We start from the raw sequence: 17,709 nt of genomic DNA on the forward strand, positions 1-17,709 counted from the left end.
GTTCAAAAAGCTCCAGATGCAAGGCGCGGCAAGGCCTCAAGCGGAAACGTACTCATAGTACGTCGAGCATTGAGGCCGCAGCCGCAACGCAGCAGATGGACTTTTTCAACGGCCTCCTAGTGCTTGAATTTTTTGGTCATATCCTCCAGGACCAGCCCCATGCGCGCAAGTTCCTCCGCCAGCGCAGAAACCTCTTCCACCGAAGCGGACTGCTCCATGGTGATGGAAGTGACATTCTGCACGCTGGCCGACATTTGCTGGGCGGCTGCGGCAACATCCTGAATTTGCGTTCCCAGGCTTTGAACCTTTTCAATTATGGTCCTGAAATAACTGCCAACTTCATCTATAACGGAGTGTACCCGGGTGTACTCCTGCCTGCTCTGATCCATTACAAGCACAGCCTTTCCGGATTCACCCTGGACTTCGTTAATCAGTTTATATATTTCCTGGGTTGCCTCCGCGGACTGTTCGGCCAGTTTTCTAACCTCCTCGGCCACCACCGCGAAACCACGGCCCTGCTCCCCGGCCCTGGCGGCTTCAATGGCGGCGTTCAGTGCCAGCAGGTTGGTCTGATCGGCAATACCCCTTATTATATCAACAATTCTGTTAATTTCACCGGAGGATCTGTCCAGGCTGCCGATAACCGCCGCCACCTGTTCCGTTACCTCGCCCAGGCTTGCAATGGAACTTACCACCTTGTCCAGCCCCTGTCCTCCGGACTCGGCCAGTTCCGCTGTCTCCCTGGCGGATGTGGCGACATTGTTGGCGTTATGCGCCACCTGCTCCACCGCGTCCCCCATCTGTGAAACCGTACCCGAAAACTGAACGGCATTGTCGCTGACCTGATCGGCGGTGGCGGATAAATGCTGCACAGCCTTGGATAGCTGAATGGTGGCGGAGGAAACCTCCCTGACCAGATTCTTTAACCCCTCCCTCATCTGGTTGAAGGAGCGGGCTAGGTTACCCACCTCGTCCCTGGTTTTAACCTTAATTTCGCTGCCCGTCAGGTCGCCCCCGGCAATCACCACGGCGTCGGCATCCAGCCTGGTCAGTGGTTTGCTTATAATATTGGCCAAAAATACCGATATTGCAAACCCTGCCAGCACCAGGGCCACGATCACCAAAATTACCAGATTAATTACTTTTTTAACATTTTCCGCATTGGCCGCGCCTTCCCGGTGCATTAAATCTTCCTGATATTTGCTGAGTTCAAGGCCGGTGGTTATAATGGTGTTAATGGTCCCCTTTTTATTCAGCGTATAATCCACCACTTTATCAATATCCCCGGTCTGCCTGATGGCTATAACCTCTTTGGAATAGGCGGAAAAGCCGTCCAGCGCGGTGACCATCTGGGCAACCATTTTACTGCTTTTTTCATCGGTTGCTATTTTACCGAGTTTGTCCACATCCTGGCGGGATTTTGCCAGGGCGGTCTCAAATTTATTCAGATAATCATCATTGCCGGCCAGAAGATAAGACCTTAAATAGAGGGCTGAATACTCAAAATCTGCCACCAAAATTTTTGAAGTGCCTGAAATTTCAGAGCGTGTCTGTATTAGATACTGATAAGAACTGTTAAGGGTTTTGATCTCCTGGAGGGTAAACAGACCGATACCCAGAGTAAAAAGAAGCAGAAAAGAGCACATCAAAACAAGCCTGGCACGGATTCCTGTAAACATACACCTCACCCCTTATCTTTAATAATAATACCGGGATTGTTAAACATTCTACATATTTCTTCGGGGAACACATTTTTCCTGCCGACCATGTATGTTTTTTCACATAAATTCGCAGGCCGCGGAGTACCTGAGTAGTGCCGGCATAACATTTTATCATTAACCGGCAATACGCCCGCCTTGCGTTTTCGAAAGAAGCATAAAACCACTTTATCCGGATTGACGGCCGCACGGAATGGCCGGCAAAATAAAACCGGCGCGGTAACATTTTACCCCTCTGCCGCTATTATGGGAAGTATTGCGTAATTTTTTGCCTGGCACGAGCTTTCTGTAAATTGTCTTCCGGCTGTCCCAAAGACTGCGCCGCCTGCTGCTGGACAAGAAGATACTCCTTTAGTTCGGCCTGCAAAAATTGATCATCGGTTTGCGCATATACCTTCAATGCGGAATCAACTCCGGCCGGCCCTGAGCGATATAAAATCTCCACATCAAAGCCTCCAAGCGTTCCGGAAAGATAGCGTTCGGCGTTATAGCGGGCAACAAAACCGTCCGGATTCAACAGGCAGAGTGTGCAGAGCATCACTACACCCACCCCGACCGCCAATCGCCCAACGGAAAATGACCATTTCTGCAGGGCTACCACACCACCGCATATGACCGCCAGCAAGACCATAAAGAAGCAGGGGAGCAGCCGGCGCATGGATAGTCCATAAGCCCCAATATACATAGCCATTTTACTAAAGGCGGTGGCAATGAGCACTAAAGTGAGGATTGCCAGTAATGAGTTGAGAATCTTCAGGACCATACTGTCCCTGCACAGCTTTTTGCCCAGAAGATTTGCCGCGGTCAACACAGTCAGGTTAATGGCCGCAATGCCGCATAGCTCAAAAAATCCGCTGCGGGCATATTCGGAATAGACCTGCCAACCCTCTGGCCGCTCCCCAACAAAGGCGGAGAAAAAATAAGGCAGCTGGCTGCCGATGAATACCACATACAGACTGTCCAGCAACCCCAGCAGGGTGTAAACGGTAGCCGCGGGCAGCACCCGCAAGTCGGAAATGGCCTTTAGGATACTGTCCTTTTTAAACAGGTCACAGCCTCTTCCATGGGCGCTGCCTGCCACAAGGCCAAAGAGATAAGCCGCTATGGGAATGGCCAGAACGGCATTCATAAAAAGTTCCCCAATCTCCTTCCTCATCCCCTGAAGGTAGGTTAAAACGCCCTTTGTAATTTTGGAAAAACCGCCGCTGTCCGCCTCCAGCAGCAGGGGTAAAACAATGCCTGCCACTATGAAGGTCAATAACAGACCCAGCCCTATGGAAAAGATTTGCCTTCCCTCGGCCCGTTTATTTCTGCCCAGAAAAGACAGGCTTTTATACTGGCAGCCGAAATTTCTGAAGGGAATCACAAACAGGCCGTTTAAACCGTCCAGCATAATCAAGTTGCTGGTTTTGCCAAGTATGGGCAGACCGGTGGCGCAAATAATCCAGTATACGGCGCCGCAGAATAACAACAGGCTGCGCCATGGCTCCAAGCCGTTGTTGGTCCAGAGGGAGAAGCTGATTCCGGTAAGAGCCACCACGGTCAGCCAGAACCACCCGGCCCGTGGAATGAGCACCCCTTTTTTCAGCAGATACACGGTGACTGCGCCGCAAAAGCCAAGGGTAAACAGCGTTACCCCCCAGCCCTGCCAGGAAAACAGCACCCAGCGCGCGAAATAAAACCCCAGTATAAAGGTAAACAGAGCAAAAATACCGTCCCTGCGGTCCGCCTCAAAAGGTTCTTTTGCACCCGGCCGCAATGGTTTTTCCAGCCGGGCCGACACCCCGGAGGTGCCCGGTGCCGCTTGTTCCGCAGCCAAAGCCGGGCGGTTTTTATCTGGAGAATACCCGTTCATATGACTTGCCTCCCTGTGTTTAGTCTTGCTCTTTATATTCCAGTATGTCTCCGGGCTGACAGTCCAGCGCCTTGCAGATAGCCTCCATGGTGGAGAAACGCATTGCTTTGGCCTTGCCGGTTTTAAGGATGGAGAGATTGGCTTGGCTGATGCCCACCTTTTCGGCCAGTTCACCGGAGGATATTTTTCTCTTTGCCATCATTACATCCAGATTCACTATGATTGGCATGCCACCGTTCCCTTTCCTTTATATGGTGTAATCCACCTCGTTCTGCAGAGCCACCGCCTGAGCCACCACATTTTTCACAACACGCACGATCAGGCCCATGAAGGCGGCGGACACCACCACAAAAAACCACGGGAAATAGTAAAATACAGAGACCAAAGCAATCCCCGCTCCAATAAAGCAACTCCAGGAAATCCGTCTCAGCCGTTCTACATTCTCGGCTATAAACACTTGCCCCGCCTCGATGCGGCGGAGCAGGCGCAACAGGTTGTTGAGCAGATACGCCGCGGGAACAAATCCCACGTAGATGGTGGCAAGAAAGAAGGTCTCGGTTCCCTTCAGACCGGCCTGCGAAAAATCCAGAAACCAGCGCGTCAGCCAGGGGGCGGACACCACCGTGGCAATCAGCACACACATGAAAAATAAAATGCATAGCTTGCTCAGACCGATGGATTTCTTCCCATTCCACATAGAATTCATCCTCTCCTCAACCGGGTGGCAAACACCCTCATGGTGATCGCAGTATAACAGAACATTTATTGATATGCAATAATATTTTATTGTTTATCGATATATTTTATTCGTTTTACGCTAAACACAGGCGTATTGTAAAGGCCTGGAGATTTTTCGGTGCGATGGAAGGAAAAGTGGTCATCCTTTCGCCACCGCGGTTTGCGGCTTACAGCAAATGGTTTTCAGGGTAGATATGGCGTTAAATTCATGCTTACATCTTTTAGTCTAATAATAAAACCCGCATGAACAGCGGGTTTTTAGACAGGTTATGGAAAGTTGGGTAAATATAGGTGGCAGGGATTTGGCTTTAATCCGATAGTTGCAATAATTACTTTTCACCATAGATTAATCCCAGGGTTCCAATCATAAACGGCAATCTCAAAGCCTTGGGGATAAAAGAAGCCGTACTGGTGTCCACTTTTGCCTGATCAGGGTTATATTATAAATCGCGAGTCAGGCGGGCTCTAAGGCTGCTTTCTTCCAAGAGGCTTATAAACCTCAATGCCAAGATGATTCTTAATTGCTGATTGTAGCAGGTGAGAAAAGTTAATATTCTCCTTTTCGGCCAGGTCGTTAAGCCATTTGGGAATGGTGAGAGTCTTTTTTACAGCCTTGCTTTCAATAGATTCCCTAAAAGCGGGCATCCAGACTTCAATAAGTCCTACTACCTGGTTTGGAACCGGATGTAGCTTTTCTATTGGTGTAGGTTCGGGAATGGGATCACCGTCCTGCTCCATGCTCCAAAGGTGGAGGCCCAGAGCCTCCTTGGCGTTCTTAAATGCTTCTTCAGAAGTAGCGGCACAGGGTAAGCAGCCGGGCAGGTCCGGAAACTCGATGGAAATACCATCATCGGCATAATCGAAGATTGCAGGATAGATGTATCTATCTTTTGTCACTCTAACCATCTCCTTAGTTTATGGGAATGGATCACTCGATTGTGATTCCCGCCTGTTTTAATATACTCTTGACCGTTTTGGCTGGTATGCCCTTTACCGGGTGCGTTACTGTTACCTTACCTTTTTTAGTGGGGTGTTTGAATTGATGGTGGTCACCGACCGTAGCTACGTGATACCAGCCGTCTTCGGTTAGTATCTTCAATATTTCTCTTGATGAGAAGCTTTTCAAGCACACCCCTCCTTATAGTTAGATTTTACACGTATAAATAATACGTGTAAATACCATGAAGCAGAATATGCACTCCATGGGTGGAGGGATACACGGGCAAAACAAAAACCACCCCAAAGGTGGTTCTTTGCTGATATTTTAGCGGAGGCGAGGGGAGTCAAACCCACCGTCGGAATAAACCGGAACGGAAGTCTCTCCAGGGTGCTTGTTTTATTCCCCGCCTTCTGTTTGCAATACTTATTCTACAAATTCAAACTCATAATTCTTTATGCGCACGGTATCCCCTTCCCTGGCCCCTGCCCGGCGAAGGGCGTTGTCTATGCCCATTACGGCCATTATCCTCTGCAGCCTTTCCATGGCCTCCTCGTTTTGGACATCGGTCATGGCCAGGTGGCGCTCTATTTCCCTGCCCTCCACCATAAACGCTCCGCCGTCCCTCTGGATGGTAAAGCGGGGGGCGGCCTGATGCAACACTTCAGGCTCCTCCTCTACCTCCTCACCGGTATCCGGAGGTATTTGCTCCAGCATGTCCGCCAGTCTGAACAAAAGCTTGTCCAGCCCCTGTCCTGTTATCGCGGAAACCGGATATATCTCGAATTTCCCTGCAAGCTCGCGCTCCAGCCGCTCAAGGTTTGCCCGGGCTTCCGGCAGGTCTGTTTTATTGGCCGCCACCACCATTGGCCTGGCGGCCAGCCTGGGATCATAAAGTTTAATTTCCCGGTTGATAATTTCAAAATCCTGGAGGGGGTCCCTTCCCTCAGTTCCGGCCATATCCAGCACGTGGACCAGTATCCTGGTTCTTTCCGTGTGGCGTAAAAACTCATGTCCCAGTCCGGCCCCGGCATGTGCGCCCTCTATCAGTCCGGGGATATCCGCCATCACGAAACTCCTGTCCCCGTCAATCCTTACCACGCCCAAATTGGGCACCAAGGTGGTAAAGGGATAATCGGCAATTTTGGGCCTGGCCGCGGAAACCCTGGATATTATGGTGGACTTGCCGGCATTGGGAAATCCCACCAGCCCCACATCAGCCAGCAGCTTAAGCTCCAGCTGCAGCCAGCATTCCTCTCCGGGTTCCCCCTTTTCGGCCATTTTAGGAGCCTTGTTGTTAAGGGTGACAAAACGGACGTTGCCCCGGCCTCCCCGGCCCCCTCCGGCCACCACCGCCTCCTGGCCGTTTTGAACCAGATCGGCAATTTTTCTGCCGGTATCGGCATCCCGCACCAATGTGCCCACGGGAACCCTGAGCCGCAAATCCTCACCGGAGCGGCCGTGCATGTTTTTGCCCATACCGTGCTGGCCTCTCCCGGCCTTGTAATGGCTATGATAGCGAAAATCCACCAGGGTTCTCAAGCCTTCGTCGGCAATCAGCACAACACTGCCGCCCCTGCCGCCGTCGCCTCCCCAGGGTCCCCCGTCGGGAACATATTTTTCACGTCTAAATGCCACGCAACCGTTGCCACCGTCGCCGGCCTTCACAAAAATTTTAGCCTTGTCGTAGAACATAAAGTCTCCTCTAAATTGGTATTACCTATATTATGTTTCAATTATATTGATTTAAGGCATTCTGGGACAAATAATATGAATTTCGCCTTCCCCCCCTGAGACGGCCAGACCCACCTTGCCGCCGAAGGGCGACAGCAGCTTTTCCATATCCGTCAGTACATCCCTGGTAATTCTCGTTCCTGAGGCCGGGGATTCGGGAAAGGATATGCGACATAGATATTTCTTATCCGATTCCGCCAGGGATAAAGCAATCCGGCGGCCGGATATCTCCGGTGAAGCCAGGTAATTAACCGCCCGGGAAAGAGCTTCGTACAATACACTGCCCATTTCCCCGGCGGGAACCGCGCATTCCTCAAAGTCGGTCTGTATATTAAAATCTATCACCACCTGATGCATTTCCGCCTGGTGGTTGCCCAACAACAACGCAGCCGCCACATAGGGATTCTTCAGGTGAATAACTTTGCTCAATCTCTCCACATCAATGCACACCTGACGGATATAGTCTATAACCCTGTCACTTTTATTCAACTGAACCAACCCGGATATAACCTGTAAATGATTAAGAAAATCGTGCCTTTGCACAGAAATAAATTCCAGCATGGTTAATAAATCCACAATTATCCTCCCAAACTTGCAAAAAAAGTCATGTTTTTATCATCCCGTTAAGGACCGGGGACCCATGGATATGGTTTTAAAACATTGCCTGTTAAAAAAATTATCCACAGGGTAACCAAAGTAAAAAGTACTTATATCAGTAGTACTCAAGACCCAGGTCTATTTTTATCAACAGCTTATCCACAGGAAATGCTTAACAATCCATGCGGCGCCGCTACATTATATATTACCCCATATATTACCCCGGCGATAATTCCCGCTTTCTTATAATTAACCACTTACCGGATAATTCCTGCCTGTCTATCTATTTTCTGCCAGCCGCCTGCTGAGTCCAAAAATTGGGGACATGCCGGTTTATTCGCATTGCCGAGCATTAACAAGTATACTCCACAAAAACTAAGCTGCGCGGAGCCATTCCACAGGCTAAAGTCCGCCGGATTAATAGCGGCCGCGGCCGGCCGCGTAGCGGCTTTTACAGTATGCCGGGAATGCTGTTATAATTCCTTATATCAACTTAATAACGGTGATGCAGTATCCTAGTCGGGAAAACTCTTTCACGAAGGCGGGGCTAAAAATCCGTCAAGGGCACATCGATGAAGTTCCTTGTGCCGGCTTTCGACGCCATCGGGGGCTGGTGCTGGGAGTTAAGGATTCAGGGCTAAATACAAAGGCATGTATGATACTCATTTGTCCAAAGGGCTATCCCTCGGGCGAATGACGTCCCTGTCTCCGGGGAGACCCGGTTTGCAGGCCAAAAGTTTGCGGCCGGGGTGTGAACCTGCATGTGGTAGACGCTGGGTGCAGAGTAGCCTGCCTTGAGGTGGCTGCGGGGGATGGTCATTCTTGAAACCGCCGCTGCAAAAGAGGCTAGGGGAGAGTTTGCCGCCAAGGAAAACTTCTAGGCTGTCCGTTTGAGAAACGGGGCGGCCCGGGGATTACAGTGCGGACTAAGTGGCAATCCGGTACCGTGGCAACACGGAGTGATTTTAAAGGGAAACCGCCCATACGGCAACGTGGGGTAATCATCTGGGAAAACCAACCGGACCTAAGCCGCAACATTTACCCGGGAGGCTGTCACTAAACCAAAGCAACTCGAAGGGGTTGCTTTTTAAAATTCTTCTTTATATAAAAAACCGGCCTGGATTTACAGGCCGGTTTTTTTTGTTACATTACAGCTTCAGCGGCTCCGGGGTTAACCGCAACTTCTTTTTTATCCTTGCCCTTGGTTCTAAAAGATACAACTCCATCCACCTTGGCAAACAAGGTGTCGTCTGAACCGATGCCAACGTTGGCGCCGGGATATATCCTGGTGCCGCGCTGGCGCACCAGGATGGAGCCGGCTGTTACAAACTGGCCGTCCGCCCTTTTAACACCAAGCATTTTGGGCTTTGAGTCCCTGCCGTTCCTGGAGCTACCTACACCTTTCTTATGAGCCATGTTATTCCCACCTCCAAATATCAGGCGTTTATTTTTTCCACCGTCACCTGGGTAAAGGACTGGCGGTGGCCTTTTTTACGCCGGTAATTTTTCTTGGCCTTGTACTTGAAAACTATTATTTTCTTGCCCCTGCCGTGGCGAACCACCTTGAGCTGCACGGTGGCGCCTTCCACCACGGGGCTGCCCAGCTTTAAGTCGCCGTCTTTTTGCACCGCCAGAACCCGGTCGATGGCTACGGTTTCACCAGGTTCGTTGTGCAGTTTCTCAATGTAGAGGGTGTCCCCCTCCTGGACGCGGAACTGTTTACCGCCTGTTTCAATAATGGCGTACACTAAAAATTAACCTCCCCCATAATTAGGACTCGCCGGAATTCAGGTACGGAAAAAAGCATCCGTTTTTGGGCGACCCGTTCCGAGCGGTGGTATCAGGCAATAATACCTACAATATAGTATTTTAACACAACAACCATTTTTGTCAAGAAAGAGGTATTATAATGTTATTTTATCAATCTCGCCTTGGCATAGGTTCTATAAACCTTGGTTACCTCCACCGGCACTGATTCCCCCACCAGTGAACCGGCCCCTTCTATGTCCAGTATAAAACCGTCAACCCGGGCTATGCCGTCATGAATATTAGTCACGTGGGGTTCCTCCACCCTGACCTCCAGCACCTGTCCGGGCTGGACCGCCAGGGTCTGGGCCTGGATATCGGACTTATCATAGGACGGCCGCACAGAAACGGACTCAATATGCTGCCCCTGGGACCCGCGAATGTATACGTTTTTACCTGTGCGCTGCTCCAGTTCCCTTAAATTTGCCCCGCCGCTGCCGATAAGACGGGCCGCCACCAGGGGATTGGCCTCCACCAGAATGGTTTCCGCCGTGGTCTGGCGGGCCATCTGGTAAATCTGGTTTTTAAAATGGATGCCCACTGTTTCCTCGGACAGCACCTTGCCCCTTCCCTCGCAATAAGGGCATGGCCGCTGCATTACTTCACCCAGGCTGGGGCGGACCTTTTTCCGGGTCATCTCCACCAGCCCCAACTGGGTTATGCCCAGTATATTGGTTTTTGTTTTATCCTTTTTAATCTCCTCTTCCAGCACCTGCAGCACCTGCTGGCGGTGTTCCTCTTTCAGCATATCTATAAAGTCCACTATAATTATGCCGCCGATGTTGCGCAGCCGGAGCTGCCGGGCAATCTCCACCGCCGCGTCCAGATTGGTTCGCAGCACGGTGTCTTCCAGGTTGGTGGAACCCACAAACTTGCCGGTGTTCACGTCTATGGCCGACAGGGCTTCAGCCTGGTCAATAACGATATAGCCGCCGCACTTAAGCCATACCTTTCGTTTAAGGGCCTTGTCCAGTTCCTGGTCTATTCCGTAATCACGAAAAATATCGTCCCGTTCTTCAAGCACAACTTTGAATTTCAGTCTTGATCCGGTAATATCCAGCAGATCCAATATTTTTTCATACTCGTAGCGGGAGTCAATGGTCAGCCGGTCCACATCCTCGGTAAAAACGTCTCTTAATATGCGCTGAATAAGCTCCAGGTCCCTGTGCAACAGATTTGGCACAGGTCCGTGTCCCGCCCTCTGTACAATTTTTTTCCAAAGCTTATTAAGCAGAGCTATATCCTGGGCCAGATCCTCCCCGTCGACGCCTTCGGCCACAGTCCTGACAATTACCCCCATGCCCTCGGGCTTCACCCGCCCCGCCAGCTCTTTAAGCCTTTCCCTTTCCTTTTCGTTCTCTATCCGGCGGGATATGCCGATATAGTCCACCGTGGGCATCAATACCAGGTACCGGCCGGGCAGGGTTATATGAGTGGTCACCCTTGGCCCCTTGGTCCCAATGGGTTCCTTCACTATCTGAACAATAATCTCCTGGCCGTGTTTTAAAATGTCGCATATATTGGCGCCCAGGGCTGAGCTTGAGCCCTGGCCGTCAGGCGAGCGGGCGGGCATGGCGTCCTCAACATATAAGAAAGCGTTTTTCTCCAGGCCGATATCCACGAAGGCAGCCTGCATGCCGGGAAGCACATTTTCCACCCTGCCCTTGTATATGTTCCCCACCAGGCGCTGATTTACCGAACGTTCGATGAATATTTCCACCGGCACCCTGTCCTCCAGCATTGCCGCCCTGGTTTCCTCATCGCCCACATTAATTACTATTTCTCTAAACATAAACTAACCTGCCTCAAATAAATACATATAATTAATTATAATAAAGAATGCAATATTATTCTTCCTTTTTTTGCAAAACTGATTCAAGGGAACTTCCTCCCGGGCCGTAAAGAGCTTCCCGGGAAATATAAACACCGTATTCAGCCACCGGGAGTCCGCAGTGGCCTGTGAAGGCCGATACCACCTCGTCCGGCCTTATGTTGCCCGTACTGCCGGTTTTAATAACCATTTCCAACACCGCGCTGTTTTCCTGCAAACTCTCCAATTCCAAACGGAATATCCCCTTACGTATATCGCAGTATTTTTCTTTTCCATCCTTGGACTTTCTGACCACGGATACCCCGGGCAAGGACAGGAAGTGGGATATGCATGAAGCAATCCGCCCAAAATCAATCTCCGGCTGGAAATCAATTTGCACTTTATATCTGGCGCTGTCAATCAGGGCCATAATTGCCGGGGCATTGTCCACCATTCTGAAAGAACGGAGCACAGCAATACCCCCGGGCAGGGCGAGGTTTAATTTCTCCTCAATTTCAGCCGGGCTGAGTTCCGAAACCAGTTCAATTTCCATGTATTCCTCCCTGCCGGGAATCCCCACCGGAAGCGGACAGCCGAAGCTGAATTTGGGGTGGGGGTTAAAGCCCTGGGAAAAGGCCACCGGCAATCCGGCCCGCCGTATTGCCCGCTCAAAGGTTCTTACCATGTCCAGATGGGATATGAAACGGGCCGGACCTTCCTTGCTATAGCAAATTCCGTAATGGGTCAAAGTTATGGTCACCTCCCGGCAATTCAGGCTTTATCTCCAGCGCCGGGCAAAGCCCGCATCCCGGGCACCTGCCGGCCCTGCAGTCGGGAGTCGCCGTACCCTGCATGGCCTTTTTATGCTCCCGGATCAGATACTTTTTATCCACCCCTGTCTCTATATGGTCCCAGGGCAGAACATCCTCATAAGAAAAGCGCCTGTAGGCGTATTCAGCGGGATCCATCCCGTTTTCCCGAAAGGCCTGATGCCACAGGTCGTAATTAAACAGCTCCGACCAGCCGTCAAATCTGGCTCCCAGCTTCCAGGCCCGTTCCACCACCGGTACCAGCCTGCGGTCTCCCCGGGCCAGCACGGCTTCTATAAAACTTGTTTCCGGGTCATGCCAGTTGAATGATATTTTGCGTTCCTTTTTCAACTTCTCCTTGAGATATGACTGCTTTCTTTTCAGTTCTCCCAGACTGTCCTGGGGCTCCCACTGAAAAGCCGTATGGGCCTTGGGAACGTAGGAGGAGGCGCTGACCGTAACTTTCAGCCTGCCCTTGGATACATTGCATTTTAAACCCGCCTGCAATACCTTCACGGCCAAATGGGCAATACCGTCCAGATCCTCATCCCTTTCGCCAGGCAGACCTATCATAAAATAAAGCTTTACGGCGTGCCATCCGGCTTGAAATGACGCGGACACGGCATCCAGCAAATTTTCCTCGGTTACCCCCTTGTTGATAACATCCCTCATACGCTGGGTACCTGCTTCAGGAGCAAAGGTCAGGCTTGAGCGCCTCACTCTCTGCACCTCTTTGGCCAGATCCACGGAGAAGGCGTCCACCCTCAGGGAGGGCAAGGAAATGCCAACCCCTTTATGCTCCAGGCGGTTTAACAGCTCCGTGACCAGGGGCTTTATCCTGGTGTAATCGGCGGTACTCAAAGAAGTAAGAGATATTTCATCGTGCCCGGTACTGCCGACCATGTCCTCCGCCTGGCGGACCAGGGTTTCCGGAGTTTTTTCCCTTACAGGGCGATATATCACTCCGGCCTGGCAAAAACGGCAGCCCCTGGTACACCCTCTCAACACCTCCAGCATTATCCGGTCGTGTACCACACCCATATAAGGCACCACCGGTTTTTGCGGGAAAGGGGCGCCGTCAAAATCGGACACCACCCTTTTTACCACCTTTTCCGGGGCGCCGGGCTCCACAGCCAGGGAGGAAACGGAACCATCGGAAAAATATTGAATATGGTACAGGGAGGGCACGTAAACTCCCCTTATACCTGCCATAGCCTTTAACAAATCCAGCCGGCTCTTGCCTTTTGAGACTTTATACAAATCAATTATTTCACCGATGATTTCTTCCCCTTCTCCTATAATGAAGGCGTCCGCAAAATCAGCCAGGGGTTCCGGGTTAAAAGCGCAGGGACCGCCGGCTATAACCAGCGGATGGTTCCGGTTCCGCCGGGAGGACCTCAGGGGCAGACCGGCAAGATCCAGCATATTTAACAGATTCGTAAAGGTCATCTCATATTGCAAAGTAAAGGCGATAATATCGAAATCCCCCAGAGGCCGGCGGGATTCCAGGCTGAAGAGAGGTATGCCGCCTTTTCTAAGCACCTTCTCCATATCAACCCAGGGCGCGAAAACCCGTTCCATCAACGCGTCCCCGCGGGTGTTCACCACGTGGTACAATATCTGCAAGCCCAGGTGGGACATGCCAACCTCGTAAACATCGGGAAAGGCGAAGGCTATTTTTACATCAATGTCGTGCCATTCCTTAACAACGGCATTCCATTCCCCGCCCGTATAACGGGCGGGCTTTTGAACATGGGGAAGTATTTTTTCCAGGGTACGCTGCATCATTTTCCCGGTTGTTAAAAACCGGGAGTGTTCGCCTCCTTTATAGCGCTTATATATATATTATAACCTAAAGGACAACCGGTAAATTATTCCTATGCATTATATTCTACGGGAAATGGGAAAAACCTGTGTTAAATTGCTCTTTCCTTTAATTATAAAGGGCGGCCCATTCATTATACGGGCCACCCTGCCGGTACATTTATCAAACCCTGAAACATTTATTGCACTGTCATTTTATCCCGACTTTTTCAGCCGGTCAGAACCGCAGCTGCGAATAATATTAACCGGAATGTCATTCCTGACAATCTTAAGCTGTTCCAGTTCTCCGGAGTCTATCAGCTTGTTCATCGCCCCAATTATTTTCTTCTGGTAGAAATCCCTGTGTTCCACGGGAACATTTAAATTTTCAACATAGGCGTGGGCCGTCCTGATAAAGGTCAAATACCTGTAACGCTCCTCCTGGGCGGAAATAAACTTTTTCAAATGCACCAGATCCACTTCATATTCAAAACCTGATATTTCTATAACATCCTCTTTCCCCGCGGCCATCTGCAACTCCCGGCTGATGGAGCCCCTGACGCCCGCCACCACTACCTTTTTGCCGTCCCTGATCTTCATCCTGGCCACAATATTTGAAAAATGGCCGTCTCCGGTAGCCAGCACCACTGTCTGCACATCCCTGTTTTCTTCCTTGAAAACGAATAAGTCCTCCAGAATCTTAAAGTCGGTAAAGGATTTTTCCTTACCTCCCACCAGCTCGGTCCTGGTATGCACCGCCTCGAAGCTGGCGGCTCTGAGTTTGGGTACTTCTCCCTTGATATATACGTTTTTTTCAAAATCTCCGTAAGCCCTGGCAAAGGTTATCTGGCCGTAATCCAGGGCTATATTTATCAATTCCATGGGGTCCGGCTGACACTGAAATTTGTTGTGCATACTGTAAAAAAGATTCTCATAATCCACGAACAGCGCCACTTTAGGTTTAAGGTCCAACTATTTCACCTCCTACCTAAAGTATTGTTGTTTATCCGTTATAATTATACGTGCCGGAACATTAGTAACCATTTGCAAGGATGACATAAAATGAGATATAGGATTGCAGGGGGTATTCGTGTTCGGCCCTGTCACCCACAGGGGATAGGCCACAGCCTCCAACCAGTCAGTTCTTTAATCTTAAGAAAATCTTAAAATTTTTATCAAGTATTTTGTAAAAACAACCTGCCAGAATTATTTAAAAGGCGGGTGATTTAATTGTAATGAGAAAAAATTTAGCGGGAGGAGCTTAATGGAAAAACTGAATGTGCTGGTTTGCGACGATGATACGGCTATAGTTGAGGCTTTAGAAATATATTTAAAGCAGGAGAACTATGGTGTAGTAAAAGCCCATACAGGGACACAGGCACTGAAGGCATTGTCCGAGCAGAAAATTCACCTGGTGCTGTTGGATATAATGATGCCTGAGCTGGATGGACTTTCAACGACAATTAAAATTCGTGAAGAACTAAATATTCCTATTATAATATTATCCGCAAAATCAGAGGATACGGATAAAATTACCGGACTGAACTTTGGTGCTGACGATTATGTGACAAAGCCCTTTAATCCTCTGGAATTAATGGCAAGAGTCAAATCACAAATGCGCCGTTATACGGCGCTGGGCAGTTTGGTCTCTAAAAGCGGCCTTCTAAAATCGGGCAGCCTGGAACTTGATACGGAAGCCAAAGAACTGCGGGTGGACGGGGAAGCCATCAAGCTGACCGCCACTGAATACGGCATTATGCTGTTTCTTATGAAGAATATGGGCCATGTTTTTTCAACCGAACAAATATATGAGCACGTCTGGAATGAACCGTCTTATTCCGCGGAAAATACCGTTCCGGTACATATAAGACGCATTAGGGAAAAAATAGAAATAAACCCTAGGGAGCCCAAATATTTAAAGGTGGTATGGGGAATTGGATACAAAATTGAAAAATATTAAATATTCCACGGGGACAAAAATTACTGCTTTTATCATTGCCTGGCTTTGTTTAATAAGCATTGCCGGCAGCGGCTTGTATCTAATATTTAATCAGGAAGTTATTAACAGCAAGAGTTATTTTCAAAGCAGCGGTTTTAAATATGAATTTGACCGCCTGGTTTATGACGTTGTTAAATTAAATAGCAACCTTAAAAGCGAAGAGGACGTTAAAAATACTGGTAACGGGGAATATACCGACAAAGATAACCTAGACCGTATAAATACCATCCAAAAGAGATTTTCCAACACAGTTAATTTTGCTTATTGTATAAGGAATTCCCAAAAAGGAGAAACCATTACCAATGTAACGGCGGAAGACCCTGTGGCTTTATTGCAAAAGCAGCCTACTGTTGAATATTTTAATCAGTGGACATCTGATTGGGAGCATCCACTGGATGAAGAAATCAAGCAACTGCTGTCGGGAACCCCCTATGAGATTTATGCCGCGGTTATCGAACCGTTAAAACAGGGTGATGTGTTTTACGATGGTTTTACCGCCTATAATAAAACAAAAACAATATCAACCTATGTTATATTCTTGATGATTGCATCCATAATATTAATGATTTTATCCTTTATTTATCTTGTTTGGGCCACCGGGCACCGGGAGCAGGGAGGGGAAATTGTTCTCTCACTGGTGGACAGAATTTACCCGGATGTACACTCCCTGATGGTATTTATTGCGGCAATTATCTCCCTGGCTATTGTATCCAATATCACATTTCACAATTCAGTGGAATTGTTTATAGTATTTCTGGTCTTTGGGATTGATGTATTGATAGGTCTATCCTATATATTATCCATGATAAGACAGATAAAAAGCGGGCTGATAATTAAAAACACCTTGATATATAAAATTTTTTATTTATGCTTTAATGGAAGAACTTTCAAACCCTGGACCCTGCTGCTGCTTCTGGCGTACGGGGCGGTAAACGGCATTCTGTTTATGATAGCTTTTTCCGGTGATTTTTCACTATTTCTGATTTCAGTATTTTTAATAGCCGCCTTTAATATCGCCGCCATTTATTTTGCGGCCAGGTCTCTTTCATCCCTGTGGCAAATCATGGAGGCTGTTAAAGAAATATCAACGGGCAATGTGGACTATGCATTGAATATCTCTCAAATATCCGCCGCCTTCTCGGGATTCGCCGGAGACATACAAAGCATCCAGGGGGGACTGAAACGGGCGGTGGCCGAGGCGGTCAAGGGAGAGCGCATGAAAGCGGACCTGATTACCAATGTATCGCATGACTTGAAAACACCCCTGACTTCAATTGTAAATTATGTGGACTTGTTAAAAAAGGAACATTTAAACAATGAAAACGCGGTGAATTACGTATGTGTTTTGGAAGAAAAGTCAGCAAGATTAAAGCAGCTTATTGAGGATTTAATTGAGGCCAGCAAGGCCTCCAGCGGTAATCTTGCCGTCAGGGCGGAAAAAATTGATTTACACGAACTTGTAATGCAAGCCTGCGGCGAATACCAGGAAAAATTTACAGAGGCGGAGCTGGATATTCACGTTAATGCTGATGATAAAAAAACCCTGATATTTGCCGACGGAAAACATATGTGGCGTATAGTCGAAAATTTATTGTCAAATGTATTAAAATATTCAATGCCGCGTTCAAGGGTATATATTGCCATTACCCGAAATGATCCCTATGGGATGCTGATTATAAAAAATATATCCTCTATTCCCCTGGATATTTCCCCCGAACAGCTGACAGAGCGTTTCGTCCGGGGGGATTCGTCCAGAACCACGGAAGGATCGGGGTTGGGGCTTTCCATCGCAGAAAGTTTAACCAATTTGCAGGGAGGCAGATTTAATGTAAAAATTGATGGCGATTTATTCAAAGTAATGGTTGAAATACCTTTATTTCTAGAAGGCCGGGAGTGATATCCT

General features: G+C 48.9%; 16 protein-coding genes. 2 read left to right on the forward strand and 14 right to left on the reverse strand.

Annotation, left to right across the window (positions count from 1 at the left end):
- Positions 1 to 116: 116 nt before the first annotated feature.
- The 14 genes from DCCM_RS14085 to DCCM_RS14150 form a co-directional block, all read right to left on the reverse strand.
- A complete protein-coding gene (locus tag DCCM_RS14085; RefSeq protein WP_104373028.1) occupies positions 117 to 1,679 on the reverse strand; it encodes a methyl-accepting chemotaxis protein in 1,563 nt (520 codons plus the stop codon).
- Between the two features lie 283 nt (positions 1,680 to 1,962).
- Positions 1,963 to 3,573, reverse strand: a complete 1,611-nt coding sequence (locus DCCM_RS14090) for a DUF4153 domain-containing protein (protein WP_104373029.1) — start codon at positions 3,571 to 3,573, stop codon at positions 1,963 to 1,965.
- Positions 3,574 to 3,592: 19 nt separating this feature from the next.
- Positions 3,593 to 3,802, reverse strand: a complete 210-nt coding sequence (locus tag DCCM_RS14095) for a helix-turn-helix domain-containing protein (RefSeq protein ID WP_104373030.1) — start codon at positions 3,800 to 3,802, stop codon at positions 3,593 to 3,595.
- 18 nt (positions 3,803 to 3,820) lie between these two features.
- Entirely contained in the window at positions 3,821 to 4,270 is a 450-nt protein-coding gene (locus DCCM_RS14100) for a DUF2975 domain-containing protein (RefSeq protein ID WP_104373031.1), read from the reverse strand.
- A 506-nt stretch (positions 4,271 to 4,776) separates the two neighbouring features.
- Positions 4,777 to 5,208, reverse strand: a complete 432-nt coding sequence (locus DCCM_RS14105) for a type II toxin-antitoxin system HicB family antitoxin (RefSeq protein WP_104373032.1) — start codon at positions 5,206 to 5,208, stop codon at positions 4,777 to 4,779.
- 31 nt (positions 5,209 to 5,239) lie between these two features.
- Positions 5,240 to 5,437, reverse strand: a complete 198-nt coding sequence (locus DCCM_RS14110; protein ID WP_104373033.1) for a type II toxin-antitoxin system HicA family toxin — start codon at positions 5,435 to 5,437, stop codon at positions 5,240 to 5,242.
- A 237-nt stretch (positions 5,438 to 5,674) separates the two neighbouring features.
- Complete coding sequence (gene obgE / locus DCCM_RS14115) at positions 5,675 to 6,943, reverse strand: GTPase ObgE (protein WP_104373034.1); 1,269 nt, start codon at positions 6,941 to 6,943, stop codon at positions 5,675 to 5,677.
- Between the two features lie 51 nt (positions 6,944 to 6,994).
- Positions 6,995 to 7,558, reverse strand: coding sequence for a Spo0B domain-containing protein (locus tag DCCM_RS14120; RefSeq protein ID WP_104373035.1), 564 nt, complete (start codon positions 7,556 to 7,558; stop codon positions 6,995 to 6,997).
- Positions 7,559 to 8,722: 1,164 nt separating this feature from the next.
- The gene (rpmA, locus tag DCCM_RS14125) at positions 8,723 to 8,995 is read right to left on the reverse strand and encodes a 50S ribosomal protein L27 (RefSeq protein WP_104373036.1); all 273 of its coding nucleotides are present in this window, start codon (positions 8,993 to 8,995) and stop codon (positions 8,723 to 8,725) included.
- A gap of 20 nt (positions 8,996 to 9,015) precedes the next feature.
- Complete coding sequence (rplU, locus tag DCCM_RS14130) at positions 9,016 to 9,327, reverse strand: 50S ribosomal protein L21 (protein WP_104373037.1); 312 nt, start codon at positions 9,325 to 9,327, stop codon at positions 9,016 to 9,018.
- A 164-nt stretch (positions 9,328 to 9,491) separates the two neighbouring features.
- Positions 9,492 to 11,177, reverse strand: a complete 1,686-nt coding sequence (locus tag DCCM_RS14135) for an Rne/Rng family ribonuclease (RefSeq protein WP_104373038.1) — start codon at positions 11,175 to 11,177, stop codon at positions 9,492 to 9,494.
- Between the two features lie 55 nt (positions 11,178 to 11,232).
- Positions 11,233 to 11,943 (reverse strand): TIGR03936 family radical SAM-associated protein, encoded by a 711-nt coding sequence (locus tag DCCM_RS14140; RefSeq protein WP_165792173.1) that lies wholly within the window; start codon positions 11,941 to 11,943, stop codon positions 11,233 to 11,235.
- A complete protein-coding gene (locus DCCM_RS14145) occupies positions 11,918 to 13,792 on the reverse strand; it encodes a TIGR03960 family B12-binding radical SAM protein (RefSeq protein WP_373855479.1) in 1,875 nt (624 codons plus the stop codon). Before DCCM_RS14145 ends, DCCM_RS14140 begins: the two co-directional genes overlap by 26 nt.
- Positions 13,793 to 14,023: 231 nt before the next feature.
- Positions 14,024 to 14,779 (reverse strand): NYN domain-containing protein, encoded by a 756-nt coding sequence (locus tag DCCM_RS14150; RefSeq protein WP_104373040.1) that lies wholly within the window; start codon positions 14,777 to 14,779, stop codon positions 14,024 to 14,026.
- Positions 14,780 to 15,080: 301 nt separating this feature from the next.
- Between DCCM_RS14150 and DCCM_RS14155 the strand changes: the two genes are divergently transcribed.
- On the forward strand, positions 15,081 to 15,767 hold the full coding sequence (locus tag DCCM_RS14155; protein ID WP_507762473.1) for a response regulator transcription factor: 687 nt from the start codon (positions 15,081 to 15,083) through the stop codon (positions 15,765 to 15,767).
- Positions 15,742 to 17,703, forward strand: coding sequence for a sensor histidine kinase (locus tag DCCM_RS14160; RefSeq protein WP_104373042.1), 1,962 nt, complete (start codon positions 15,742 to 15,744; stop codon positions 17,701 to 17,703). Before DCCM_RS14155 ends, DCCM_RS14160 begins: the two co-directional genes overlap by 26 nt.
- Positions 17,704 to 17,709 lie beyond the last annotated feature (6 nt).

Origin of the sequence: Desulfocucumis palustris (assembly GCF_002933875.1) — a bacterium.
In the GTDB taxonomy this organism is placed as follows: domain Bacteria; phylum Bacillota; class Desulfotomaculia; order Desulfotomaculales; family Desulfocucumaceae; genus Desulfocucumis; species Desulfocucumis palustris.